The organism is Paraburkholderia acidicola, assembly GCF_002362315.1.
Classification (GTDB): domain Bacteria; phylum Pseudomonadota; class Gammaproteobacteria; order Burkholderiales; family Burkholderiaceae; genus Paraburkholderia; species Paraburkholderia acidicola.
The window spans coordinates 305,331-327,999 of record NZ_MTZV01000001.1; the positions used below are offsets into that span (position 1 = coordinate 305,331).

Sequence of the window (22,669 nt, forward strand, 5' to 3'; positions counted from 1 at the left end):
GCGCGCGGCTCCTGATCTTCTTTGCCTGCGGCCTTCACACGGGGTTGATTTCGTCCTGGCTGCGTCGCGTGGTCAGCGGGCCCAACACGCGAACCACGCATGCCACGATCGCGAGTGCAACCGAGATGACGCCAAACATGGCGCCGGCACCGTACTGATTCAACACCGGCAACAGAAGGAATGGCAACGCGCCGCTCACGATGCGCGACAGCGCATACGTGCTGCCGATCGCCGTCGAACGCACACGCGCAGGAAAAATCTCAGCCTGGTAGACGTGGTACGCGTTGCTGAACACGTTCGATGCGCAGGTGGTCAACACCCCGAATGTGACGATCAGAACCGTGTTGCCGGAATACGCGAAGCCGAGACCAAACACAGCGATCGCCAAGATGGCCGTGATGACGAGTGTGCGGCGTTCGATCCAGTTGAGCAGCGGTATCGACAGTAGCGAGCCGACCGGATAGCCGAGAAACGACAGGGCCATAAATAGCGTCCCACCGGTCACGTCGAAGCCTCTGCTTTTCACCACGGTGCTGGCCAGCGTGCCGAAGCCGTAATAACCGAAGGCCTGAAACAGATGGAAGATGGCGAGCATCAGGTACCGCTTGCCGTAGGGCGCCTGTCGCAGTTCGGCGATGCGTTCGCCGATGCCCATCGAGCGCGGCCTGGCCGACACTTCGGCAACGATGGTGGGCAGGCGCATACCGGCGCTGTCAGCGAAACGACGCAACTCCGCGTGGGCTTCGTCGACGCGGCCGCGCGCGAGCAGCCAGCGCGGGCTTTCCGGCAACCGGTGCTGGACGAACAGCACGAACACCGCACCGAGGCTGCCGATCGCGAGAATGATGCGCCATCCCGCGATGGTGCCGAGCTGCAGTGGATTGAGCCAGACCGCGAGAAAACCCACCAGCGGCACTGCGACGTAAGACGTGGTGTAAGCCCATGCGGCCAGCCGACCTCTGCGCTCCTTCGGCAGGATTTCGGACAGGTAGCTGTCCGCGATCGGGTAGATCGCGCCCACGCCGATACCCGTGAGAAGCCGGCTGATCACGAGCATGCTGGCGTCGACCGACAATGCGCCGATCAGCGAGAAGGCGCTGTACCAGACGAGACTGAAGACGAATGCCTTGCGGCGACCAATGCGATCGGCGAGGCTGCCGAGGCACAGCGAACCGAAGAACATACCGATAAAGGCCGACGCCAGCAGCAGCTTGAAATCGGCGCTTTGCCGGTTGATGCCGAACTCGTGTTGCAGCGCAGACCCGATCGAGCTGACGAGAAATATCTCGTACATATCGAAGAAGAGACCAATACCGACGACCCAGACGACGAACCGGTGTAATGCGCCGACCGGCATGTCGTCCATCACGCTGCCGAGCGTCGCTCCATGGGTGCTGTGGTGAACGGAGCCGTGCGCGTTGCTGTCGCCAGCGAGCGGTAAGCTCGTAGCCACGTCGCCGCGCAGGTCGAGCGGATTGATGCCCATGATGTCTCCTTGATAAGTATGGGTACGTCTGTGCCGCCCGGGGTCTTTGCCCCGGTGCAAAAGCGGCGGCTGTGCTGCTATTTCGAGAGTTCGGAAATCTCAATCAGGTTCAGATCAGGGTCGCGCACGTAGACCGAACGGATTTTCTGCGTCGCACCCGTGCGCGCGACAGGACCTTCGATGATGGGCCATTCCATCCGGTTCAGATGGGCGATGACATCATCGAGCGGAACGGTGGCGATAAAGCAGAGATCCAGCGCCCCAGGTACGGGCACATGCGCCTTGGGCTCGAATTCCGCGCCGCGTACGTGCAGATTGATCTTCTGGTTGCCGAAGCGGAATGCCGTCCGGCCAGCGCCAAACGTTTCCAGTTCCATCTGCAACACGCGGGTATAGAAGTCTTTCGTCGCCTCGGGGTCCACACATGTGAGAACGAGGTGATCAAGATGGTCAATCAAAGCCATTTCATGCTCCTTGCTGCGCGAATGCGCGTTGTTCGGGAATGCCATCGCCTGCGGTGGCGGGCATCGGGTGAAGATCGAGACGGCGACCGGCCTTCAGTAACTGGCTCGGGACGTCATGACCGATCAGATCCGGTAGAAGCGTCGCTGCGTCGAGTAGCGCAGCAAGATCGACGCCGGTGTCGTATCCATCGAGTTCCAGCATATGCACGAGTTCTTCCGTGCAGACGTTGCCGGTCGCACCGGGCGCGTAGGGGCAACCGCCGAGCCCGCCGAGCGAAGCATCGAATCGATCGATACCTGCGTCGAGCGCCGCGAGCGTGTTGGCGAGCGCCATGCCGCGGGTATTGTGGAAATGCAACGTCAGTTCGAGCTGTGGAAAAGCAGCGATCGCCTCGCGGCACAGCTCGCCGACCTGCGACGGAAAAGCCATGCCTGTCGTATCGCACAGCGTGATGCCATGGACGCCGAGATCGGCGAAGCGCCCCATCCAGCCGAGCACTTCCGCAGCGGGCACGTCGCCTTCCATCGGGCAACCCATTGCGGTGGACAACGACACATTGATGGCAACTTCTGTCTGCCGCACGAGCGCAACGACATCGGCAAGCTGGGCAAAAGACTGCTCGCGTGTCATGCGCAGATTGGTCCGGTTGTGGCTTTCGCTCACCGACATCACCAGGTTGACCTCGTCGACACCGCTCGACAGCGCGCGCGCCGCACCGCGCAGGTTGGGCACGAGCACCGTATAGATCACGCCCGGCACGCGCGTGATCTGCTGCATGACTGCTTCGGCGTCGCGCAGTGCCGGGATGGCTTTGGGCGAAGTGAACGAGGTGACTTCGATTTTGGCGAAACCGCACTGGCTCAAACGATTGATCAGTGCAATCTTCGCGTCCGTATCGACGAAGCGCGCTTCGTTCTGAAAGCCGTCGCGGGTGGCGACTTCGTGGAGGTAGAGTTTCTTGTGTGCTGTCGACATGTCGTGGGCTCCTTGCTAGATCACGCTGCGCGCGCGCCATGCGGCGCGGGTGTCGGCATCGATGCCCAGATCACCGAGCACTTCGTCGGTGTGGTCGCCGAGTGCCGGCGCGGCATGGACGATCGCACCTGGCGTCGCACTGAGCTTCGGCACGATGCCGGGTACCTGGATCGGTGTCCCGTCCGGGAGCTGGGCATCCACGATCATTCCGCGCGCCTTGTAGTGCGGGTCGGCCGCGATGTCGGCGACGTCGTAGATGCGGCCGGCGGGAATCCGCATCTCGGTGAGCGCAGCCAGCACGTCTTCGAGCGAACGCTGGGCCGTCCATTCGCTGATCGCGGCGTCGATGCGCTCCACGTGCTTCACGCGGCCGTCGTTCTGTGCGAGCGCCGGGTCGTCGCCGAGATCGGATCGGCCGATCAACTCCATGAGTCGGAGAAAGATGCTGTCGCCGTTACCGGCGATCAGCGCGTATTTGCCGTCGCGGCACTGATACGCATTGGTCGGTGCGATGCCGGGCAGGCTGCTGCCGGCGGACTCGCGAACGACACCGAATGCCGAATACTCGGGAAGCAGGCTCTCCATCATGTTGAAGACGGACTCGTAGAGTGCAACGTCGACCACCTGTCCCTGGCCGTCCTGTTGTTCCCGATGCCGCAGCGCCAGCAGGATGCCGATCACGCCGTGTAGTGCCGAGAGTGAGTCGCCGAGCGAGACGCCGACGCGCACAGGCGTGCGGCCCGGTTCGCCGGTCAGATGCCGCAATCCCCCCATCGCTTCCGCGACAACGCCGAAGCCGGGCCGGTCGCGATAGGGCCCGGACTGTCCGTATCCGGAGACGCGCAGCATGATGAGACCGGGGTTGATCTGTTGCAGCTCGTCCCAGCCGAGGTTCCAGCCTTCAAGTGTGCCAGGCCGAAAATTCTCGATCAGTACATCGCTTTGCGCGATCAGCTGGCGCGCGACGTCCTGACCTTCGGTGGAACGCAGATCGAGCGTGACGGATTTCTTGTTGCGGGACTGCACGGCCCACCAGACAGAGGTGCCTTCATGCAGCAGGCGCCATTTACGCAGCGGGTCGCCGGTTCCAGGCGGCTCGATCTTGATCACGTCGGCGCCAAACTCCGCCAGCATTTTCCCGGCGAACGGTCCGGCGATGAGTTGCCCCATCTCGAGTACCCGAATTCCTTCCAAAGGCCGCTTCATCACCGTGTCTCCGTCTGTCGACTTTATGACGGCCATGTTGCAGGATTTCCGCGGACGCGATAATCGATGGATCATCAAGCATCCTTTCCTGGCGGGAAAGTCACGAGGAACGCGGTCGGTCTGCCGCCGAACTCGCTTACACGAACGCTTTCAGGTTTCGCAATGCCGGGGAATCGTCCTCCCGCCGCCAGGCGAGCGCCAGCCTGGCTCGCAGGGCGCTCCCCTGCACGTCCAGATAGCGCACGCCTTTCATACGAACCTGCGTAATTGCCGCCGGCACGATCGATACGCCTAACCCGGCCGCGACGAGACTGACCACCGATGCAATCTGCGGCGCCGACTGCGTCAACTTCGGACTAAAACCGACTTTGCCGCAGGCCCGCACAATTTCGTCATAGAGGGCAATCCCGGCCGGTCCGGGTACCAGCACGAAATTCTCATTCCTGAGAGCAGCAAGCGGTAACCGTTTCTCGGCGGCCAGCGGATGACTCGAGGGCAATACGATTTTCATCGGCTCGTCCGGGAAGCGATGCAATCCGATGCCCTCTGGCTGTTCGCCGCCCGGCCGCAGAAACACCGCGTCAAGCTGGCCGTCGAGTAATCCCCGAAGCAGGACCGGTGTGTTCGCTTCCTCCAGCGTCAACTCGACTTCCGGATACGCGCGCTGGAAACGATGGATCGTGGTGGGCACAACTGGATTGAAGGCCGCCGAGCCCGTGAAGCCCAGACGAAGTCGTCCCGTTTCGCCGCGGTCGGCACGCCTCGCCACGTATATGGCGCGCTCTGCATCCGCGAGGACAAGCTTTGCCTCGATGAGAAAAGCGTTGCCTGCGTCTGTCAGGTTAACGCCGTGCGCGGTGCGACGAAACAACTGGACGCCGAGCTCCCGTTCGAGCGACTTGATCTGCTGGCTCAGTGGCGGTTGCCCGATCCCAAGACTTTCAGCCGCACGCGTGACATTACCTTCAGCCGCGACGGCCACGAAATATCGAAGGTGGCGGAGTTCCATGATAGTTTAAATATGTATGGCGTTATGCAGTTCCATATATTGGACAGTATAACTATCTGGCAGGACAATCGTGTTCACGATATTCGCAACTCACAAGAGGAGCGCTCCAGATGAACACGGACACCATGCCGGCAACACCATGCCAACCCACTCCCTACGCTGCCGACGAAGCGGCATGGGTCATCCCCGGATCGACCGCATACCGGCGCATCAGCGTAGCCCTGTTTCTGGCCGGTTTTGCGACGTTCTCGTTGCTCTATTGCGTGCAGCCCCTACTCCCGGTCTTTGCTCACGAATTCGGTATCGGCGCAGCCCAGAGCTCGCTCGCCCTGTCGTTGTCCACCGGATTCCTCGCATTCTCGATCCTGTGCGCAAGCGTGCTTTCCGAACGATTCGGACGGCGCGGGATGATGTTCACCTCGATGGCAATCGCGGCCGTTCTAAACCTGGCTGCCGCACTGGCGCCGGACTGGCATAGCTTTCTGATTGCCCGCGCACTGGAGGGATTGGGCCTCGGCGGCGTACCCGCCATCGCGATGGCCTACCTTGCCGAAGAAGTTCACCCGCGTGGCCTCGGTTTTTCGATGGGGCTCTATGTGGGTGGCACGGCCTTCGGTGGCATGGTCGGACGCGTCGGCATGAGCATCATGCTGGACCACTTCCCCTGGCGCACCACCATGTGGGCGCTAGGCGCACTCGACCTGGCGGTCGCCATTGCTTTCGTTTTGCTACTGCCCGCGCCGCGCAAACTTCTCAGGTCCAGCGCCGCGCAGTCGGTCAATCACCTCGCCCTGTGGCGCGGGCACCTGTCCCAGACCAGGCTCAGCGCGGTGTTTGGAATTGGATGCCTCGTCATGGGTGTGTTCGTGGCGGTCTACAACTACGCGGGCTTTCGGCTCATGGCACCGCCGTTTAGCCTGAGCGCAACCCAGACTGGCCTGATTTTCTGTTCATATGTGTTCGGGATCGTTGCTTCGTCCGCCGCCGGGGCATGCGCGGACCGCTTCGGTCGAGGCATGATCCTGTTTGCCGGCCTCGCCGTTGCGATAGCGGGTGTCACGCTCACGCTCTCTCACGCGCTCCCCCTGGTGGTCGCCGGTATCGTCGTTCTGACGATTGGCTTCTTTATCACGCACTCGGTCGCGAGCAGCTGGGTTGGCTTGCTGGCGCAAGGGGCCAAGGGACATGCGTCGTCGCTATACCTGCTTGCCTACTACGCCGGATCGAGCGTGCTTGGCTCGCTTGGAGGCTGGTTCTGGCAAAACGGCGGATGGACGAGCGTCGCCATGTTCTCCTACGTCTTGCTTGCAATGTGCGTAGTGCTAGCGATGCACACCGCGTCAATCACGCGCCGCGCGCCGGCTCCGCAAAAGTCAGCGTAACGGCAAAGCCGCCGCCAGGCGCATTCCCCGCGGCAAACGCACCGCCGTTGTAACGCGCGAGCCGCCGCACGATCGCGAGACCCAACCCGCAATGCGCGTTACCGCCGCGCGCGGCATCGAGCCGCACGAACGGCCGCAAGGCTCGTTCGAGCTGATCCGCGGGAATGCCCGCGCCGTGATCACGGATCGTCAGCGTGTAGCCGCCGTGATGGGCCGCCGTCGTCAGTTCGACCGGGGCTTCGCCATAGGTCAGCGCGTTCTCGATCAGGTTCGCGAGGATGCGGTCGAGATCGACGAGCGGCAGGCTAAAACCGTCGCCTGCCTGCAGGTTCAGTGTGACCAGTGCTTCGTCGGCCAGGCTGTCGCCGTAGTGCCGCCGGCAGTGCGTATCGACGGCCGTGCGCGGCGACGTATCGGCGGTATCGCGTGCGAAGTCGAGAAACTGCGTCACGATGCCCGACAGCGATTCGGCATCGCGCAGGAATCCGGCGCGATTGGCCTCGTCGGGCAGCAGATCCGCGCGCACCTGCATGCGTGTAATTGGCGCACGTAGATCGTGCGCGAGACCGGCCAGCATCACGGCGCGTTCCTGTTCGCTCTGTTCGAGTTCATGGACCATGTTGTTGAAATCGCCGATCAACTCCCGCACTTCGCGCGGGCCGCTCGTCTGCACGACCGGTGCGCGATGGCCGACGCGAAACTCGCGCGCGGCACGCGCGAGCTGGCGCAACGGCCGCTGCAGCCACCACGCGCCGAGCACGGCGATCGCGATGGCAAGCACGAGCATCAAGCTCGATGCGCCGAGATAACGGCCGAACGGCAGCATGATGTGGTGTAACGCGATCCAGTCGCCGCCCGACGGAAAGCGGACCCACACGGTGCCGTCGTCAGCCGCACCGACGACATGACTACCCGGCGGCAGGTGCCTGCGCAGATTGTTTTCGTATGGGCCGTGCGTGTCGGTGCACGGTGCAGGACAGCCGTACGCAATCGCGTCGTGTGGATCGACGTAGTTGAGATCGAGGATCCCGGAAACGGTCGACGACGCTTCGTTGTGCCTGGTCCGCACCAGCATCGCGAGCGACAGCACCCGGCTCACCTGACTGACATCGAGCGAGGCGCGGTCCCGCTCGATCATCAGCATCGACGTCAGGTGGACGAGCACGATCAGGCTCACCGTCATCAACGCAAGCCTGCCGAACAGCGTGTTAAAGGGATTCTTCATTGATGCTTTCGACGGGCACAAACATGTAGCCGATGCCACGCAGCGTCTGGATCAGACGCGGCTGCGACGGGTTGTCTTCGAGCAGGCGGCGCAGCCGCCAGATCGGCACATCGATCCCGCGTTCGGTCAGCTCCGCGTACGGCCCGTGCAACATGTCGAGCAGCTTCGCACGCGAGAGCGCCTCGCGCGGATGGCGCACCAGCACTTCCAGCAGCGCATATTCGCTGCCGGTCAGCTTGATGGCCTTGCCGTCGCGAAAGAGCGTGCGCACGCCGAAGTCGACGCGAAAACGGCCGAAGCGAACCGGGTCGTTGCTCCCGGGTGAGCGCGGTTCGGGCTCGCGCCTTTGGCGCCGTAGCACCGCGTGAATCCGCGCGAGCAGTTCCTGCGGCATGAACGGCTTGCCGAGATAGTCGTCCGCGCCGAGTTCGAGGCCAACTACGCGATCGATGCCTTCCGCGCGCGCGGTCAGCATGATCACCGGGATCGTATCGCCGCCGGCACGCAGCTGCTTGAGCGCAGTGAGCCCGTCGACATTCGGCATCATCAGGTCGAGCACGATGATCGACGGACGCTCGCGTTCGAGCCGGCGCTGCAGATGCGCGCCATCGTGCAGGACCGAGAATTCGATGCCGCGTTGCTGGAAAAAGGTTCTCAACAGGTCGCGCAACTCGGTGTCGTCGTCGACGAGCAGGACCTGGACAGGCGTGTCGGACATGATCGTGATGAAGGAGCGAGCGGTGTGTCCAGTGGGCTGTGCCGCGATGAATTGCCGGTCTGGCCGATGGACGGGGTCAATGAAGAGTCGACTATAGCAATCTGCCCCTACGGGCAGGTTGCCGGTTCTTAGCGAATATTAACGTCGATTACAGGGCGCGGCGCGCTTCGTTCCGGTCCTGCCAGGCCGGCGTTGCCCCGCTTCAGACGTCCCGCCAGTCGCGGAAAGTGGCAGCCTGACCACGGTACACGCCGTCGCGATTGAGGAGATTCCAGACCGTCGCGTTCTCGATCCAGAAGCGCCGCCCCGACTTCGCGATGCGCAAGCCGCGATAGTCGCTGATGAAACCGCGCGTGCGCACCGATTCGAGCAGGCGCTCGCGTTCCTCACGGTTCGGTTGCTCGGCGGAGAGCCGCGAATGCAGCCTGGTCATCTCCGCCCAGTCGTATTCGAAGCAACGTTGCGCGGCGCAGTTCGCATAGACGAACCGCGGATCGGCGTCCGTGTTGTGCGCGACCACGCAAAACGGCGCGTCTTCGTAAAGCCAGCGTGCCGCGTCGGCACGTGCGAGAGCGGGATCGAGCAATGGTGTGCCGACCCGGTCGAGGTAGCTATCGGCTAGCAGCGCACAAAAGTCAGCATCGAGAGGAAGCGCCATCGTCAGGGAGCCAGGTTTGTCATCGGGATTGTCATGTTATCCGCAGATCATCCGCGATGCTTTATAACGACTCTGTTATGCAGGCGATAACAAATCGAAATGTTTCCGCGAAAATTGGCTCGCGACCATGCCTGTTGACCACTTGTTCATCTTGTTCATCCATCGCAGCCTGTTCACGCCCCGGAGATTTCATGAAAGACCAGACGGCTCGCGTCTTCCGTCATCCGCTACGCATCGCGGCCACCCTCCTCGTCAGCCTGGCCAGCGTCGCGCTACTCGGCACCGCCACCACGTGCAGTGCAGCCGCCGCGGCCAGCGAACCGCTCGGCATCGCCTTCGTGTATCTCGGCAATCCCGGCGACGCGGGCTGGACCTACGCGCACGAACAAGGCGTCAAGGCCATCGAGGCGAAGTTCGGCAGCAAGATCAAGGTCACGCGTGTCGAAGACGTACCGGAATCCGCGGATTCGGAGCGGGTCTTTCGCGACCTTGCCGCGAAGGGCAACAAGATCATCGTCGGTTCGAGCTTCGGCTTCCAGGACTTCGAACTGAAGGTCGCGAAGGACTACCCGGACATCGTGTTCGAACACGCGACCGGCTACAAGAAGGCCGCGAATTTCGCCACCTATGACGTGCGCACCTACCAGAGCGCGTATCTCGCGGGCGTTGTCGGCGGTTATACAACGAAGACCAACACGCTCGGCTTCGTCGGCTCGGTTCCGGTACCGGAGGTGGTCCGCAACATCAATGCGTTCACGATGGGCGCGCGCTCGGTCAACCCGAACGCGAAGGTGAAAGTGCTCTGGATCAATACGTGGTTCGATCCGGGCCGCGAGAAACAGGCCGCGGAAACGCTGATCGGCGGAGGCGCGGACGTGCTGATCCAGAACACCGATTCGACGGCGACGATGCAGACCGCCGAGCAGAAGAAGGTGCACGCGTTCGGCTGGGATTCCAACATGAAGAAGTTCGGCCCGAACGCGCAACTCGGTGCCTGTGTGAGCAACTGGGGCGTCTACTACTCGCATCTGGTCGAACAGGTGCAGGCCGGTACCTGGACCAACGCGCCGACCTGGTGGGGCTTGAAGGAAAAGGCCATCGATCTCGCCGACATCAATACGAGCGCGGTTTCGGCCATCGCGCAGAAGGCGGTCAACCAGAAACGCGACGACATCGTGGCCGGCCGGTTCGATCCATTTGCGGGGCCAATCAAGGATCAGTCGGGTGCGATCAAGGTCGCGGCCGGCAAGTCGTTGAGCGATGCCGATCTGCTGCGGCTGAACTGGTTTGTCGAGGGTGTGGACGGGACCCTGCCGAAGTGATGCATCCCACCGGAGAGCGCATGTGATTACCGTTGCATCGGAACCACCAGCAGGCGGGCCATCTGCGTGGCCGCCTCAGGGCCTCACGCCGACCCACGCGCAACTGATCCGCCATCTACGTCACGCATGCGTCGTCGCGGAGCGTGCCACGTTGCTCGGACATCATCCGTTCGGCGCGATACTCGTCGGGCCGGATCAGGAAACGGTGCTGATGGAACAGGGCAACGTCGACACGGTTAACCACGCGGAATCGGTGCTGGCGCGGGTCGCGGCGATGAACTTTACGCCGCAGTATCTGTGGGGCTGCACGCTGTACACGACCGTCGAGCCCTGCTGCATGTGTGCTGGTACCGCGTACTGGGCGAACATCGGTCGCGTGGTATTCGGCATGACCGAAGAGCGATTGCTCGAAGCGACCGGCGATCATCACGAGAACCCGACCATGAGTGTGTCGTCGCGCTACGTGTTCGAGCATGGGCAGAAGGCGATCGAACTGATCGGCCCGGTTGTGGAAATCGAGGATGAGGTGATGCGGGTACAGCGGGCGTTCTGGGCGGCGCGGAGGTGATGCTGTTGAAGCGATGTGCCGCGTCAGGATTCAGCTTTCGGGATTCAGCCAGTCAACCAGGCCTTCTCTTGCATTGACCTCGACAAACGACGGCAAAGCACGCATCCGCGTGATGTAGGGCGCAAGGTGCGGCCAGGTGGTTGCTGGGGTAGGCATGTTACGGGACCAGCGCATTAGCATCACGGCGAGGAAATCGACCGTGCTGAGTTTCCCGCCCACCAGGTAAGCGCGACGATCAGCCAGATGTCCGTCTAAGCGTTCCCATGCCCCTTCAATCCGTCGACGCGCAAGCGCCCTGACCGCTTCGGCACCGGCAGGTTCTCCATCCTCGTCCGCGTAAAACCAGTCGCGCATGGCGGGAAGAACCGTATTCGCGAGGTAGATCATCAGTTCCATCCACTCCGGGCGATCCGATGATCCAGGTGCGGGTGCCAGGTCTTTGCCAGGATGGCGCTCGGCCAGCAACATCAACAGTGCGGCCGACTCATGCCGCGGAACACCATCGACGATCAGTGTAGGAACCCGGCCCGCCGGATTCAGCCGCAGATATTCGGCGCTCCGCTGAGCGCCGGTATCGATATCGGTAAGCCGGGCCTCGAACGCAACGTCCATTTCGATCAACATCCAATGGACCGCCATGCTTGCGCCACTCGGCGAATAGTAGAGTGTGTAGCTCACGGGGCGGCTCCTTGAATTCGATCTTGTTTAACGTCGAGGTGGCCGTCATTCTCTCCCAGATGGTTAGCTGATGCAAAGCCGCGCTCACCCGTTTCACTCCTGCGTCGCCGACGCAACTCCCGCAGCCGGCACCGTCCCTCTTGCAGTGAGTTGCTCATACACATCGTGCGAGAGTTCGCGCAGTTCCTTGCGATCGATGGCACCCGACACCGCATACCCAAAATCACCGTCGATCCAGTAGAACACGTTCACCGGTCCGTCCTGGTACAGCTTGAACTCCGTCACGTCGCTACTCGTCTTGCGGTGTGAAATGCACAGCGTGATGCGTTCGCCGCGCGTGTTGTGATACATGAACTGCGCGACCGGACCATCGTTGCCGGGCAGCATCCGCCCGCCCATCAGTTCGAAACCCGTACGCGTGAGGATCGGTGGACGCACATCGGTGCCAAGCCGGCTCGATACCCACGTCACGAGTTCCTGTTCGCGGTCGACGCCGACTTCGACGGGACGCAGCACTTCAGGTGCATACATCACGTGGGCAATCGCAGACTGCCGCGCGAACGATTCGCCTTCTCCACCCACGGCACTGACCAGGTGCTCGTTCGCTCCCGCCGAGCGTCCCGCCACCTGCATCTGGCGGCCCATATCGGTGCCAATCCCGATGCCGATACCGAGCACCAGCGCTGCTGCCATCCCCGCGAACTGCGGCCAGTTCGCGGCAATGCGCGAGCGTTTCTTTTCCGGCATCTGCAGACGCACAGGCACCGGCTCCGCGAGCACGCGGTCGTAGCGCTCATGGAACATGTTGTTCAAGGCGAAGTAGTCGCTGATGCGCGCGGCGAGTTCGTCGTTGCTCTCGAGCAGCGTGTCGATCTGCTCGCGACGATGCGCCGCCAGCGATCCGTCGACATACGCGTGCAGTTCTTCGTCGCTGATCGGGTTTGATTGTTCGTTCATCGCACCACCTTCAGTTTCACGCCGGGCTGTGCGCCCGCCATCAGGGTCCGTAGCCGCTCGCGGCCGCGCGAGAGCCGCGACATCACGGTGCCGATCGGCACACCGAGCGCGAGCGCGACATCCGCGTAGCTCATCTCTTCGAGTCCCACCAGCAGCACGACTTCGCGTTGTTCGTCGGGCAGACGCTGCAGCGCGTAGTCGAGATCGCGAACTTCCAGCGACTGCGCCTGGTTGCCGGCCACCGCGAACTCGCCTTCGGGCACGTCGTCGTCGACCGACAGATGCACGGCACGCGAGCTTGCCTTGCGTATCTGATTGACGAATACGTTGTGCATGATCGTGAAGAGCCATGCGCGCAGATCCGTGCCCTGCTGGAACTGCGCGGCGTTGCGCAGTGCGCGTTCGAGCGTGTCCTGGACGAGATCGTCGGCCAGTTCGCGATTGTTGATCAACGCGCGCGCATACCGTCGCAGACGCGGCACGTGATCCATCAGTCCGTCACGGACGTTCATCGCCCTTCCCTTTTCAGTGAGTCCGACTAACCGCAGGAACGCCGATGATCAGGAGTCCAGGCGTGTCGGGATAGCCTGTGAACACTACGCCATCCGGTTTATTCCCGCTGCGCGCTTTTTTCGCTTTTTTTGCTTTTGCCGATATCAGCGCATCGTCATCAGATCCGCCGCGCGCATCAGGCCGCGCATCTGCGCGCGCCCGGCCAGCACGAACCGCGTATGCGCCGTTGTCCAGCCCAGCAGACGCACTTCACCGACCCGTCGTGCCTGCCATTGCGGCTGGGCCGGCGCAGTCCAGTCCCGCACCGACAGCAATACGGCAAAGTCGCCGGCTGAATTCCGGTAGATAAAACCATTGGCACGTGCAAATGGTCCGACCTGCGCCGTGCTGCGCTCGACAGGCTGCCAGCCGAGGCTCGACAGGTCCGGCGCAGTGGTATGCAGCAGGGGCGCAGCCGCAGCGGCTGGCACACTGGCCGGTTGCAGCACGTGTTCCAGCACCATCAGCGCACCCGCGTCGAGCACCGTGGCGGGTACCCGCGTCGCCCACACCCAGCCGCCGGCCGCGCACACCGCCAGCAGCAGTGCCGCAACGATTGCGCGTAGGTGCTGACGCAGCCAGCCGGTGCAGCCAGCAACGATCAGCGAGAACCTGGCGAGCGTGGCGAACGGCGGCTGCGCCACATCGCCATCGATGTGCTCGAACGATTGCTGCATCTCCCGGTTCAACCGCTCGTAGAACCCCACGCGGCGCGCTTCGTCTGGGCGCGTGCGCAGATAGCGCTGCACCTGTTCGTTACGCTCGGGAGAAAGACTGCCGTCGACGAAAGCCTGGACATCGGCTTCCGACAGCACGTCAGGGTCGGTGAAGGGAGTGGTTCGCATGTCCATGTGTGCATCGGGAAACTGCCATGACAGGGCGAACACGGTTGCGACGGGTTTATTCCAGCGGCTGGACGATAAGTCAGGATGGGCCGCAGACCGGGGTTGTAGGGGCAGCTGGTGTGTTGCGCGCATCGAGCCACGCCTTCGTGTCCGCCAGCAACTGGTCGGATAACGCCGGATCGTCGACGATCCGCGCCAGCATCACCGCGCCGATCATCGCGGCCCACGCGCCGGTGGCGGCCTGCCGACGCTCGTCGGCGGTCTCTCCCGGCGCGCTCTCGCTGAACTTCCCGATCTGGCTCTGAACGCTGAGCGTCAGTGTGTGGCGTGCTTCGCCGGACGCGCGCACCGCTTCAGATCCCAACGTCGAGAACAGACAGGCACCGCCCGGGGCATCGCGATGGGCGGCACTCAGATAGAGCGCGGCAAATTCCGTCAGGTCTTCGGGGAGTCTAGGTGCCGATCCGTCTGCCGGCGGCGTCAGCACATGCGCCAACGCCTGGGCAATCAGGTCGTCCTTCGACGTGAAATGCCCGTAGAACGCCCCGTGCGTAAGGCCCGCGGCACTCATGACTTCGGCCACCGTCACGTCCTCGAAGCCGCGCTCACGAAACATACGCGCGGCCGCTTCGAGTATGCGCTGGCGGTTCTCCGCCACCTGCTCCCGACTGATTTTCATCGCCTACCCCTTCATTTGATGCTTGACATTATACATTACGATCATCATGATTGTAATGCTGATGTTCGTAATGATTAAGCATGGGCCGCCGTACTGGGCCCTCGATACACCCCCTTAGCTAACGCCCTTAACTGGAATCGATCATGACTCAACAGACCAAAACCACCGCGCTCGTCACAGGCGCTTCTGCCGGCATCGGCGCCGTTTATGCCGACCGTCTGGCCCACCGCGGATACGACCTCGTGCTGGTTGCACGAGACGGCGCACGCATGGAAGCCCTCGCGGCCCGTTTGCGCAAGGAAACCGGCGTAGGCATCGACATCATCGCCGCCGATCTCACGAAACCCGCCGAGCGGGAAAAAGTCGAGGCACGCCTGCGCGACGACAGCAACATCGGGCTACTCGTCAACAACGCCGGCGCTGCGGCACCGGGCGGATTCGAGGGCGGCGACGTCGAAGCGCAGGATCGTCTGATCCAGCTCAACGTCACGGCCGTCACGCGGCTCGCTGCCGCGGTGATTCCGCGGTTCATCGCGCGTGGAGAAGGTTCGATTGTGAATATCGCGTCGGTGGTGGCGCTCGCTCCCGAGTTTCCGCTCGGCATGTACGGTGCGACCAAGGCCTACGTGCTGATGTATTCGCAGACGCTGCAGCAGGAGCTGGGTGGACGCGGACTGTATGTGCAAGCCGTGCTGCCGGCCGCGACGCGCACTGAGATCTGGGAACGTTCGGGCCGCGATGTCGACGCGCTGCAGGGTGTGATGGATGTGGGCGAACTCGTCGATGCGGCGCTCGTCGGCTTCGATCGCCGCGAAGCCGTGACGATCCCGTCGCTGCCCGACGTCAAACAGTGGGAAGCGCTGGCTGCCGCGCGCGTGGCGATGGTGCCGAACTTCGCGCAGACGCATGCCGCGCAGCGGTATCAACGGTAAAGTGACTGCGGCGTTTTTGCCGCAAGCAACATCGTGTCACCTCGCCGTCGCGTAGCTACGTAACGAGCCGGCGGCGAGGCAACGACGTGCTTCGACAACTCAGCGTGTGACCGTATCGCCGAGCACGATGCCTTCGCGACGCGGATCGGTACCGCCCTGGAGCAGGGTCCCCGAGCCGCTCGTGATCACCAGCACGGTGTTGACGCCGCTCGCCTGCGCGGACGTCGACACCTGATGACCAAGCGCTATCAGTCCGGCGATCAGCGGATCGTGCGCGCCGTTGTCGGTGGCATTGATGTCCGGATGTTCGCCCCCTACCGTCGTCGTCGGACTGTTGCTCGCGCCGAAGTCGACGAGTCCCGCCGACTGCTGCGCATCGAGCCCCCAGTCCAGCGTTCCGACCAGCGTCTTCAACACGTACTGCGGAATCGTGCCGCCGCCCGGCGACCCGGTCGCCATCACGAAGTCACCCTTCGAACCATCGGCAGCCTGTTTGAATACGAGCGTAGGCGCCATCGAACTGCGCGGACGCTTGCCCGGCTGCAGCCGGTTGGCGACCGGATTGCCGTTGCTGTCGTTCGGGTTCGCAGAGAAGTCGGTTAGCTGGTTGTTCAGCAGGAAGCCGTTGGTCATGTGGAACGACCCCATGCTCGATTCGACGGTCGTCGTCGCGGTCAGCACGTTGCCTTCACCATCGACGATCGTGAACTGGTTCGTCCCGTGCTCGATCAGCGTGCGATCGACACCGAGCGGCACCGCGCCGAAATTGCCGGGCTGCGCGGTCCCCATGCTGCGGGCGGGATTGATCAGCGCGGCGCGCGTGCGCAGGTACGGTTTGTTGAGCAGCGTGTCCCAGGTGCCGCCGGGCAGCGGTACGAAGTCGGTGTCCGCGACGTACATGTCACGATCGGCGTACGCGAGCCGCTCCGCTTCGGTGACGAGGTGCACGCCCGCGACGGTCGGCTTGCCGCCTTCGAGATCGATCGACGTGGGCTTCAGCGACTTGAGATCGAAGTTCTCGAGAATGCCGAGCGCGGACGCAACCGCGATCCCGCCCGACGACGGCGGCGGCATGCCGCATACCCAGTAAGTCCGATAGGTCGTGCAGACCGGTTCGCGCCGCTTCGCCTGATAGGCGGCAAGATCCGCAACGGTGGTCTTGCCCGGCGTGATCGTCGAGCCGTCCGCACCGCGCGCCACCGCGATCTTCGCGACGATGTCCTGCGCGATCGGTCCGGTGTACAGCGCGTTCGAACCGTTCTGCGCCATGAGCGACAGCGTGTGCGCATAGGCAGGATTCTTGAGCACGGTGCCGAGCACCTTCGGCGATCCATCGGCATTGAGGAAGTACGCAGCCGCGTCGGGATCGCGCTTCAGGCTCGCCGCATTCGATGCAATCGCGCTCGCGAGGCGCCCGCCTATCGGGAAGCCGTTCGTCGCGAGCGTAATCGCATCGCCGAACAGATCTTTCCATTGCAGCTTGCCGTGGTCCTGCTGCAACGTCTCGATCAGACGGGGCACGCCGATCGTGCCGATCGAGCGGCCGCTCGCGCGCGCGCTCGGCACCGGTACCGAGTGATCGGCAGCGTCGTCGACATAGCGCAGGTAGTTCTCGGTCGCAGCGGCGGGCGCGGTTTCGCGTCCGTCGTAGGCCTGTACGGTCTTTTTGGCTGCGTCGTAATAGAGCAGCACGCCGCCGGAGCCAAGACCGGTCGCCTCGGGCACGGTCAGCCCAAGCACGGCCTGGACCGCGACGGCCGCATCGGCAGCGGTGCCGCCCTGCTTCAGTACCTTGCAGCCCGCCGCACTCGCATACGCATTCGATGTCACCACCATGTAGGTCTTCGCGTAAACGGCCTTGAGACCGGTCCGGTAGCCGGACGCCGCTTCCGGCAGCGATGGGTCGCCCGGCTGGTTCGAGCCGACCACGACGGCTGAGCCGCTGTTGTCGACCGCGAGGCAACTGACGTCTTTTACAGGCGCGGGGCCTGCGCTGCTTCCAATGTCTCCTCCGCACGAGGTCAGCAGCGTCGCCGCCAACACCGCCGACAGGTACGGCCGGATTGTCTTGTGGTTCATTTCTTTGGTTCGTTGATTGAGATGGATGGGTTCTGCATGAACACCGCGTGACGCTCACGTCGCTTGCGAAATATTACAAACCGGGAAGGATTGGATGGTCCAGCGAAAGTTTTTTGTTTGCAATCGGAAAATTCGACATGTGCCGCGCCGCACCGGCAATCCGCAGCCCCTCCATCGATTAATGGCGAATTATTTTTCCGTTTTTTTCGTCTACCTTGCTACGGGTGACAGAAGCGGTTCGCAGGACGGACCCATTACGCTCCCCCAAGGATCGAGGCGAAGCCATGACGACCCAGCTGAAGGTTTCCATTTGCGTGCCGACGTACAACCGGCCGGAATTGATTACGCAGTGCATCGATTCGTGCCTGGCACAGACGCACGCGAATATCGAGGTCGTCATCGGCGACGACTCGAAAGACGATCGCACCGAAGCGCTGATTGCGAGCCGCTATGCGCACGATGCGCGCATCCGTTATCTGCGCAACACGCCCTCACTCGGCCAGGCGCGCAACGTCGCGAGTCTGTTTGCGCGGGCCACCGGTGACAAGATCCTGCTGATCCACGACGACGATTACCTTGCCGAAGACGGCGTCGAGCGTCTGCTCGCACCGTGGCAGACCCATCCGCTTCTTGAAGTCGCGTTCGGCAACCAGTACGAAGTTGCGGTGGACGGAACCGTCGACAGCGCCGTCAGTGACAAGCTGAACGCCGATTTCCATCGTGTGAAAGAAGCAGCCGGTATCCAGCCGCTCGCCGGCAAAACCGGGCTGATCCAGATGTTTCCGAACAATGGCTGGCTCGCCAACGCAGATCTCGTGAAGCGAATCGGCTACAGCGAGCAGTACGGCATGTGCTGCGACTATGCGTTCGGCGTGGAGTTGTGCCTCGCCGCGCGGCAGGTTTACTACGTGCCCGAGTACGTGTCGTACTACCGCATAACCGCGGTATCGGTGTCGACGACTACGCGTGGTTCGACCACCTCGGCCTCCGTCAGCGCGTACGCGTTCCTCGACACACTGACATTGCCCGCCGCACTTGAGCCGGCTCGCAAAACCGCGTTACGGCGGATCGTACCGATCGTCGTGTCGGTCTATGCGAAGAATGCCGCGCCGTGGCGCGGATTGCGCGTCGCGCTCACTCATCTCTACGCCTATCGCTATGGCTTGAGCGCGCGCTTCTACTATCACCTTGCGATGCTCGCGCGTGCGACTGTCGCGGCAAAACCTTAAAAACGTGGGGAGACCTGGGCGGCGCCCGGCGACGTTGTGCCGGGCGCATTCGCCAGTGTGCTGGCTGGGGACTGACTCGGCAGGTGCCGGTTAACCGGTTGCGTCGGCTTGAGTGAGTAATGCACCGGGACGCTATCCCAGCGTGTCGTTGAGCACGCCGGTGGCGCTACGCTCGGGTCGTGGGTCCCCGGCGATCGTCGTGCTACCTTGGGATTTTCACAGGCGTGCGCGGACGGCTACCCCGGTGTCCCGTCGCGTGCATCCGCGCCACGTCCGGCCAGTATGTCGCGCCCAGCGGTGTGTACGCCAGATGCCGCTACGCGTGCCGGCCGTGTGAGCCAGTACATCGCAAGTCGATCGAGCGCCGTGCACATCACCAGATAGATCAAACCGACGAACAGGAAAATCTGCGCCGGGTACACCATCAGCCGGTTGCTGATCTGCGTCGCGACGAACGACAGTTCGCCCACGCCGACGATATAGGCCAGCGACGTATCCTTCACGAGCGACACCCACTGGTTCACGAACGAAGGCGCCATGATGCGGATAGCCTGCGGCAGCAGCACGTAGCGCAGCGCCTCGACACGCGTAAAGCCGAGCGACAGCGCCGCCTGCCACTGCCCATCGCCAACCGCGAGAATCCCCGCATGCACCGAGTGCGCCAGGTACGCCCCGCCGATCAGCGACAGCGCGCACACCACAGCGGCAAGCCCCGGCACGTCGACATGAAACACGACCGGTAAAAGAAAGTAAGTCCAGAAGATCAGCATCAGCACGGGGATCGCGCGGAAGAAACCGATCACCGCGAGCAGCGGAATGCGCAGCACGCGCCCCGTCAATGCCAGCGCGATGCCACCTGCGAGACCAAGCAGCGCTGATGCGAACGCAGACGTTGCAGCCAGTACGAGCGTCAACGCAGCGCCGCCGAGCGGCCCGTCAGGAAACGCCCCGACCAGCAGGTACGGCAGATTCGTGGCGAACAGCGACCATTGCATGTTCAACGCCTTCCGAACGAACGCAGCGAGCGGTCGCGCGCGTGGGCGACAACGTGCGAGACCGATTCAATGGTCGCGACGGCGGCAATGTAGAGGATCGTTGCAATGCCGAACGCCGCAAACGTTTTGAACGTTTCGGTTTCGACCTGACGCGACGCATACGATAGTTCGGCGAGGCCGATCGCCATCGTTAGCGACGAATTTTTGATGAGGTTCATGTACTGGCCGAACAGCGGCGGCAACGCGATGCGCACGGCCTGCGGCAGCACGACATAGCGGAACGCCTGCAACGGCGACAAGCCGAGCGCCGCCGCGGCCAGATGCTGCGCCTCGCGAACACCGCGCAGGCCCGCCTGGAATTCCTGTGCGATAAACGCAGCGGTATAGCAGCTCAGCCCGACCCAACCCGCGACGAATTCAAACGACGGCCAGCGCAACGAAAACGCCGCAAGGTGTACGACGTGCGGCGCGTTGAGCCATTGCATGACTGCATCGGGCAACAACGTTGCCACACCGAAATACCAGAACAGCAACTGCACGAGCAGCGGCGTATTGCGAAACGCCAGCACGTAGGCACCCACCGCACGACGTACCGCGCCGTACGGCGACTGACGTACCAGCGCCAGCATGAAGCCCGCAGCCGTCGCGGTGACGGCTGCGCACAACGCGAGCCCAACGGTCACGCCGAAGCCCTGCCACAACCACATCAGATACTTCGGAGCGAGCGAGACCTGCATCGTCGGATCGTGCTCAGGTCTTGTCGCCGATCTTGAAGATGCGCGCGAGCGGCGTCTTCGTTTGCGGACCGAACCAGCGGTTGTAGATCTTCGCCGCCGAGCCGTCGGCTTCGAGGCCCTTCAGCGTATCGTTGACGAACGCGGTCAGGCGCGTCTCGCCCTTCGGAATGCCGACGCCCATGTAGTCGTTCGAGAACGTGAACGCAGGGATCTCGTAGTTCTGCTTGTCCGGCACGTTGGCGAGCAGACCGACCAGCTTCGGACCATCCTGTGTGATCGCCTGGACGTTGCCCGCGCGCAGCGCGGCGAATGCGAACGGCGTGTCGTCATAGGCGACGATGGTTGCCTGCGGGAATTTCTCGCGCAGCGTGATCTCGTTGGTTGTGCCTTTATCGGCGCCGACGCGAAGACCGTTGATCTGGTCGGCGGATTTCAGCACGCCTTTCTTCGCGAGAAACTGCTGGCCCGACGAGAAGTACGGAATGCTGAAATCGACCTGCTTCGCGCGTTCGTCGGTGATCGTGAAGTTTGCAAGCACGAGGTCGACTTTCTTCGACGCGAGGAATGGAATGCGGTTGGCCGGATTGGTCGGTTGCAGCTCGAGCTTCACGCCGAGCTTGTCGGCGATCGCTTTCGCGTAGTCGACATCGAGACCGACGATATGGTTGCTTGCCGGATCAACGAAGCCGAATGGCGGGTTGCTGTCGAACGTTGCGACGCGCAGTACGCCGGCTTTCTTGATGTCGTCGAGCCGGTCGGCGTGTGCAACGCCCGACACCGCGACCATCAACCCCATCAGGCATGTAGCGAGAGTTTTGAATTTCATTTTTATGGACCTTCTTGTTCGAGAGACGTTATCGGTTATCGATTGGCAGACCCGTGTGCACCGCTTGTGACGATGCACGGGTCGCTACGATAACAGCCGCCTGTCGAGCGCAGAACCAAGCATTGGTCCTGTAAAAAGCGTGTTTTCTGCTAAAGCGCGGGTTCATGCGCCTGCGTGCGAACGGCGCGTTTCGGCATGCGGCCACGCGAGTTCCATGAACACCGCGCACAGCGCTTCCATGCCGCGCGCGTCGTCTTCGTCGAAACGGTTCAGCACCGGACTATCGACATCCCACACACCGACGAGCGTGCCGTCCGCTGCGACGAGCGGCACCACGATTTCCGATTCTGACGCAGCATCACACGCGATGTGGCCAGGGAACGCGTGCACATCGCGCACCAGTTGCGTCGTGCGGCTTTGCGCGGCGGTGCCGCACACGCCACGGCCGAGTGCGATCCGCACGCAGGCCGGTTTGCCCTGGAACGGACCGACCACCAGCTCGCGGCCGTCGTGGAAATAGAAACCGGCCCAGTTCACATCGGCCAGCGAATGAAACACCAGCGATGAAAAATTCGCGGCGTTGGCGATCAGATCATGCTCGTCGGCGAGCAGCGAGCGCGTTTGCGCGACGAGTTCGGCGTAGTGATCGGGTTTGGACTGCGATGATGCTGGGGTCTGGAGCGCGAACATGATGGAGACGACCGAGGTGACAGGTAGAGAGGGAAGGATAACGTGTTGAGCGCAAACGCATCGGTGCGAGCGTCATAGAACAGTTCCGTCGACGGCTCCAAGCACACCTTTCATTTGCATACATGGATTTCTCGTTTGGCCGCGCGTTCCCCGGCCGCTACGATGGCGCTCATCCGGTGCTGCGATCCAGCGCCGCATCGCGAGGAATATCGCCATGTCCGAGAGTGCCTGTTTCACACCACGTGTCGTTGAACCCGTGGTCGACAATCAACCCGAGGGCCTCGGGCTCGCTGTCGAACTGTGGCTCCTGCGCCCCGTCGATGGTCTGGAAGGCCACGCGCTGCGCATCCATCTGCGCAGCAACGCGCGCATGCCGCAGGCGGAAGCGCTGCGCGATCTGCTGCACGAACTCGCGACGGACATCGTCGTCGCGTGACGCGGCGATCGCCGCAGCAC

Annotated in this window: 24 protein-coding genes; 6 read left to right on the forward strand and 18 right to left on the reverse strand. The window is 62.8% G+C overall.

The annotated features are described in order from the left end of the window. Window positions 1-34: 34 nt before the first annotated feature. The 5 genes from BWP39_RS00990 to BWP39_RS01010 form a co-directional block, all read right to left on the reverse strand. Entirely contained in the window at window positions 35-1,486 is a 1,452-nt protein-coding gene (locus BWP39_RS00990) for an MFS transporter (protein ID WP_207556518.1), read from the reverse strand. 77 nt (window positions 1,487-1,563) lie between these two features. Then, window positions 1,564-1,950: a VOC family protein gene (locus BWP39_RS00995; protein ID WP_096716520.1), complete on the reverse strand. Its 387-nt coding sequence runs from the start codon at window positions 1,948-1,950 to the stop codon at window positions 1,564-1,566. A 1-nt stretch (window position 1,951) separates the two neighbouring features. Continuing rightward, complete coding sequence (locus BWP39_RS01000) at window positions 1,952-2,926, reverse strand: hydroxymethylglutaryl-CoA lyase (protein WP_096716521.1); 975 nt, start codon at window positions 2,924-2,926, stop codon at window positions 1,952-1,954. A gap of 15 nt (window positions 2,927-2,941) precedes the next feature. Beyond that, window positions 2,942-4,132 (reverse strand): CaiB/BaiF CoA transferase family protein, encoded by a 1,191-nt coding sequence (locus tag BWP39_RS01005; RefSeq protein WP_096716719.1) that lies wholly within the window; start codon window positions 4,130-4,132, stop codon window positions 2,942-2,944. A 136-nt stretch (window positions 4,133-4,268) separates the two neighbouring features. Then, on the reverse strand, window positions 4,269-5,141 hold the full coding sequence (locus BWP39_RS01010; RefSeq protein WP_096716522.1) for a LysR family transcriptional regulator: 873 nt from the start codon (window positions 5,139-5,141) through the stop codon (window positions 4,269-4,271). Between the two features lie 125 nt (window positions 5,142-5,266). Between BWP39_RS01010 and BWP39_RS01015 the strand changes: the two genes are divergently transcribed. Then, window positions 5,267-6,523: an MFS transporter gene (locus BWP39_RS01015; protein WP_407944769.1), complete on the forward strand. Its 1,257-nt coding sequence runs from the start codon at window positions 5,267-5,269 to the stop codon at window positions 6,521-6,523. On the opposite strand, the gene BWP39_RS01020 is transcribed toward BWP39_RS01015, so the two are convergent. From BWP39_RS01020 to BWP39_RS01030, 3 genes are all read right to left on the reverse strand, one after another. Next, window positions 6,486-7,748 carry an ATP-binding protein gene (locus tag BWP39_RS01020; protein ID WP_096716524.1) on the reverse strand — a complete coding sequence of 421 codons (1,263 nt, stop codon included), beginning with the start codon at window positions 7,746-7,748 and terminating at the stop codon, window positions 6,486-6,488. The genes BWP39_RS01015 and BWP39_RS01020 overlap by 38 nt on opposite strands. Continuing rightward, window positions 7,732-8,466, reverse strand: coding sequence for a response regulator (locus BWP39_RS01025; protein WP_096716525.1), 735 nt, complete (start codon window positions 8,464-8,466; stop codon window positions 7,732-7,734). Before BWP39_RS01025 ends, BWP39_RS01020 begins: the two co-directional genes overlap by 17 nt. A gap of 202 nt (window positions 8,467-8,668) precedes the next feature. Next, window positions 8,669-9,124 carry an MEKHLA domain-containing protein gene (locus BWP39_RS01030; RefSeq protein WP_096716526.1) on the reverse strand — a complete coding sequence of 152 codons (456 nt, stop codon included), beginning with the start codon at window positions 9,122-9,124 and terminating at the stop codon, window positions 8,669-8,671. Between the two features lie 191 nt (window positions 9,125-9,315). Here BWP39_RS01030 and BWP39_RS01035 point away from each other — a divergent pair, with 191 nt between their 5' ends. Continuing rightward, the gene (locus tag BWP39_RS01035) at window positions 9,316-10,446 is read left to right on the forward strand and encodes a BMP family ABC transporter substrate-binding protein (RefSeq protein WP_096716527.1); all 1,131 of its coding nucleotides are present in this window, start codon (window positions 9,316-9,318) and stop codon (window positions 10,444-10,446) included. 22 nt (window positions 10,447-10,468) lie between these two features. Then, on the forward strand, window positions 10,469-11,014 hold the full coding sequence (locus BWP39_RS01040; RefSeq protein WP_235851348.1) for a nucleoside deaminase: 546 nt from the start codon (window positions 10,469-10,471) through the stop codon (window positions 11,012-11,014). Between the two features lie 30 nt (window positions 11,015-11,044). On the opposite strand, the gene BWP39_RS01045 is transcribed toward BWP39_RS01040, so the two are convergent. The 5 genes from BWP39_RS01045 to BWP39_RS01065 form a co-directional block, all read right to left on the reverse strand. After that, window positions 11,045-11,692 (reverse strand): glutathione S-transferase family protein, encoded by a 648-nt coding sequence (locus BWP39_RS01045; RefSeq protein ID WP_096716528.1) that lies wholly within the window; start codon window positions 11,690-11,692, stop codon window positions 11,045-11,047. Window positions 11,693-11,785: 93 nt separating this feature from the next. Beyond that, window positions 11,786-12,649, reverse strand: coding sequence for an anti-sigma factor family protein (locus BWP39_RS01050; RefSeq protein ID WP_096716529.1), 864 nt, complete (start codon window positions 12,647-12,649; stop codon window positions 11,786-11,788). Next, window positions 12,646-13,161 carry an RNA polymerase sigma factor gene (locus BWP39_RS01055; RefSeq protein ID WP_096716530.1) on the reverse strand — a complete coding sequence of 172 codons (516 nt, stop codon included), beginning with the start codon at window positions 13,159-13,161 and terminating at the stop codon, window positions 12,646-12,648. Before BWP39_RS01055 ends, BWP39_RS01050 begins: the two co-directional genes overlap by 4 nt. Before the next feature lie 144 nt (window positions 13,162-13,305). Next, entirely contained in the window at window positions 13,306-14,046 is a 741-nt protein-coding gene (locus BWP39_RS01060; RefSeq protein WP_133116809.1) for an anti-sigma factor family protein, read from the reverse strand. Window positions 14,047-14,125: 79 nt separating this feature from the next. Next, the gene (locus BWP39_RS01065) at window positions 14,126-14,725 is read right to left on the reverse strand and encodes a TetR/AcrR family transcriptional regulator (protein WP_096716532.1); all 600 of its coding nucleotides are present in this window, start codon (window positions 14,723-14,725) and stop codon (window positions 14,126-14,128) included. A gap of 143 nt (window positions 14,726-14,868) precedes the next feature. Between BWP39_RS01065 and BWP39_RS01070 the strand changes: the two genes are divergently transcribed. After that, window positions 14,869-15,657 (forward strand): SDR family NAD(P)-dependent oxidoreductase, encoded by a 789-nt coding sequence (locus BWP39_RS01070; RefSeq protein ID WP_096716533.1) that lies wholly within the window; start codon window positions 14,869-14,871, stop codon window positions 15,655-15,657. Window positions 15,658-15,756: 99 nt separating this feature from the next. Here the strand turns inward: BWP39_RS01070 and BWP39_RS01075 are convergent, their stop codons facing one another. Next, window positions 15,757-17,736 carry a gamma-glutamyltransferase family protein gene (locus tag BWP39_RS01075; RefSeq protein ID WP_096716534.1) on the reverse strand — a complete coding sequence of 660 codons (1,980 nt, stop codon included), beginning with the start codon at window positions 17,734-17,736 and terminating at the stop codon, window positions 15,757-15,759. Between the two features lie 284 nt (window positions 17,737-18,020). On the opposite strand from BWP39_RS01075, the gene BWP39_RS01080 reads away from it, so the two are divergent. After that, complete coding sequence (locus BWP39_RS01080; protein WP_096716535.1) at window positions 18,021-18,965, forward strand: glycosyltransferase family 2 protein; 945 nt, start codon at window positions 18,021-18,023, stop codon at window positions 18,963-18,965. Window positions 18,966-19,201: 236 nt separating this feature from the next. Here BWP39_RS01080 and BWP39_RS01085 read toward each other — a convergent pair whose 3' ends face one another. The 4 genes from BWP39_RS01085 to BWP39_RS01100 all read right to left on the reverse strand — a co-directional run bounded on the left by BWP39_RS01085 (window position 19,202) and on the right by BWP39_RS01100 (window position 22,213). After that, window positions 19,202-19,960: an amino acid ABC transporter permease gene (locus tag BWP39_RS01085; protein WP_096716536.1), complete on the reverse strand. Its 759-nt coding sequence runs from the start codon at window positions 19,958-19,960 to the stop codon at window positions 19,202-19,204. Window positions 19,961-19,962: 2 nt separating this feature from the next. After that, entirely contained in the window at window positions 19,963-20,697 is a 735-nt protein-coding gene (locus BWP39_RS01090; RefSeq protein WP_096716537.1) for an amino acid ABC transporter permease, read from the reverse strand. A 13-nt stretch (window positions 20,698-20,710) separates the two neighbouring features. After that, window positions 20,711-21,523 (reverse strand): ABC transporter substrate-binding protein, encoded by an 813-nt coding sequence (locus tag BWP39_RS01095; RefSeq protein ID WP_096716538.1) that lies wholly within the window; start codon window positions 21,521-21,523, stop codon window positions 20,711-20,713. Window positions 21,524-21,685: 162 nt separating this feature from the next. After that, on the reverse strand, window positions 21,686-22,213 hold the full coding sequence (locus BWP39_RS01100; RefSeq protein ID WP_096716539.1) for a GAF domain-containing protein: 528 nt from the start codon (window positions 22,211-22,213) through the stop codon (window positions 21,686-21,688). A gap of 214 nt (window positions 22,214-22,427) precedes the next feature. Between BWP39_RS01100 and BWP39_RS01105 the strand changes: the two genes are divergently transcribed. Further along, window positions 22,428-22,649, forward strand: a complete 222-nt coding sequence (locus BWP39_RS01105) for a hypothetical protein (RefSeq protein ID WP_091013382.1) — start codon at window positions 22,428-22,430, stop codon at window positions 22,647-22,649. Window positions 22,650-22,669: the final 20 nt, after the last annotated feature.

What these genes read in the sequence shown, in the direction of transcription:
- BWP39_RS00990 (WP_207556518.1), bottom strand. Translation starts at nt 1,486, where the DNA reads ATGGGCATCAATCCGCTCGACCTGCGCGGCGACGTGGCTACGAGCTTA.
- BWP39_RS00995 (WP_096716520.1), bottom strand. Translation starts at nt 1,950, where the DNA reads ATGGCTTTGATTGACCATCTTGATCACCTCGTTCTCACATGTGTGGAC.
- BWP39_RS01000 (WP_096716521.1), bottom strand. Translation starts at nt 2,926, where the DNA reads ATGTCGACAGCACACAAGAAACTCTACCTCCACGAAGTCGCCACCCGC.
- BWP39_RS01005 (WP_096716719.1), bottom strand. Translation starts at nt 4,132, where the DNA reads ATGAAGCGGCCTTTGGAAGGAATTCGGGTACTCGAGATGGGGCAACTC.
- BWP39_RS01010 (WP_096716522.1), bottom strand. Translation starts at nt 5,141, where the DNA reads ATGGAACTCCGCCACCTTCGATATTTCGTGGCCGTCGCGGCTGAAGGT.
- BWP39_RS01015 (WP_407944769.1), top strand. Translation starts at nt 5,267, where the DNA reads ATGCCGGCAACACCATGCCAACCCACTCCCTACGCTGCCGACGAAGCG.
- BWP39_RS01020 (WP_096716524.1), bottom strand. Translation starts at nt 7,748, where the DNA reads ATGAAGAATCCCTTTAACACGCTGTTCGGCAGGCTTGCGTTGATGACG.
- BWP39_RS01025 (WP_096716525.1), bottom strand. Translation starts at nt 8,466, where the DNA reads ATGTCCGACACGCCTGTCCAGGTCCTGCTCGTCGACGACGACACCGAG.
- BWP39_RS01030 (WP_096716526.1), bottom strand. Translation starts at nt 9,124, where the DNA reads ATGGCGCTTCCTCTCGATGCTGACTTTTGTGCGCTGCTAGCCGATAGC.
- BWP39_RS01035 (WP_096716527.1), top strand. Translation starts at nt 9,316, where the DNA reads ATGAAAGACCAGACGGCTCGCGTCTTCCGTCATCCGCTACGCATCGCG.
- BWP39_RS01050 (WP_096716529.1), bottom strand. Translation starts at nt 12,649, where the DNA reads ATGAACGAACAATCAAACCCGATCAGCGACGAAGAACTGCACGCGTAT.
- BWP39_RS01055 (WP_096716530.1), bottom strand. Translation starts at nt 13,161, where the DNA reads ATGAACGTCCGTGACGGACTGATGGATCACGTGCCGCGTCTGCGACGG.
- BWP39_RS01060 (WP_133116809.1), bottom strand. Translation starts at nt 14,046, where the DNA reads ATGCGAACCACTCCCTTCACCGACCCTGACGTGCTGTCGGAAGCCGAT.
- BWP39_RS01065 (WP_096716532.1), bottom strand. Translation starts at nt 14,725, where the DNA reads ATGAAAATCAGTCGGGAGCAGGTGGCGGAGAACCGCCAGCGCATACTC.
- BWP39_RS01070 (WP_096716533.1), top strand. Translation starts at nt 14,869, where the DNA reads ATGACTCAACAGACCAAAACCACCGCGCTCGTCACAGGCGCTTCTGCC.
- BWP39_RS01075 (WP_096716534.1), bottom strand. Translation starts at nt 17,736, where the DNA reads ATGAACCACAAGACAATCCGGCCGTACCTGTCGGCGGTGTTGGCGGCG.
- BWP39_RS01080 (WP_096716535.1), top strand. Translation starts at nt 18,021, where the DNA reads ATGACGACCCAGCTGAAGGTTTCCATTTGCGTGCCGACGTACAACCGG.
- BWP39_RS01085 (WP_096716536.1), bottom strand. Translation starts at nt 19,960, where the DNA reads ATGCAATGGTCGCTGTTCGCCACGAATCTGCCGTACCTGCTGGTCGGG.
- BWP39_RS01090 (WP_096716537.1), bottom strand. Translation starts at nt 20,697, where the DNA reads ATGCAGGTCTCGCTCGCTCCGAAGTATCTGATGTGGTTGTGGCAGGGC.
- BWP39_RS01095 (WP_096716538.1), bottom strand. Translation starts at nt 21,523, where the DNA reads ATGAAATTCAAAACTCTCGCTACATGCCTGATGGGGTTGATGGTCGCG.
- BWP39_RS01100 (WP_096716539.1), bottom strand. Translation starts at nt 22,213, where the DNA reads ATGTTCGCGCTCCAGACCCCAGCATCATCGCAGTCCAAACCCGATCAC.
- BWP39_RS01105 (WP_091013382.1), top strand. Translation starts at nt 22,428, where the DNA reads ATGTCCGAGAGTGCCTGTTTCACACCACGTGTCGTTGAACCCGTGGTC.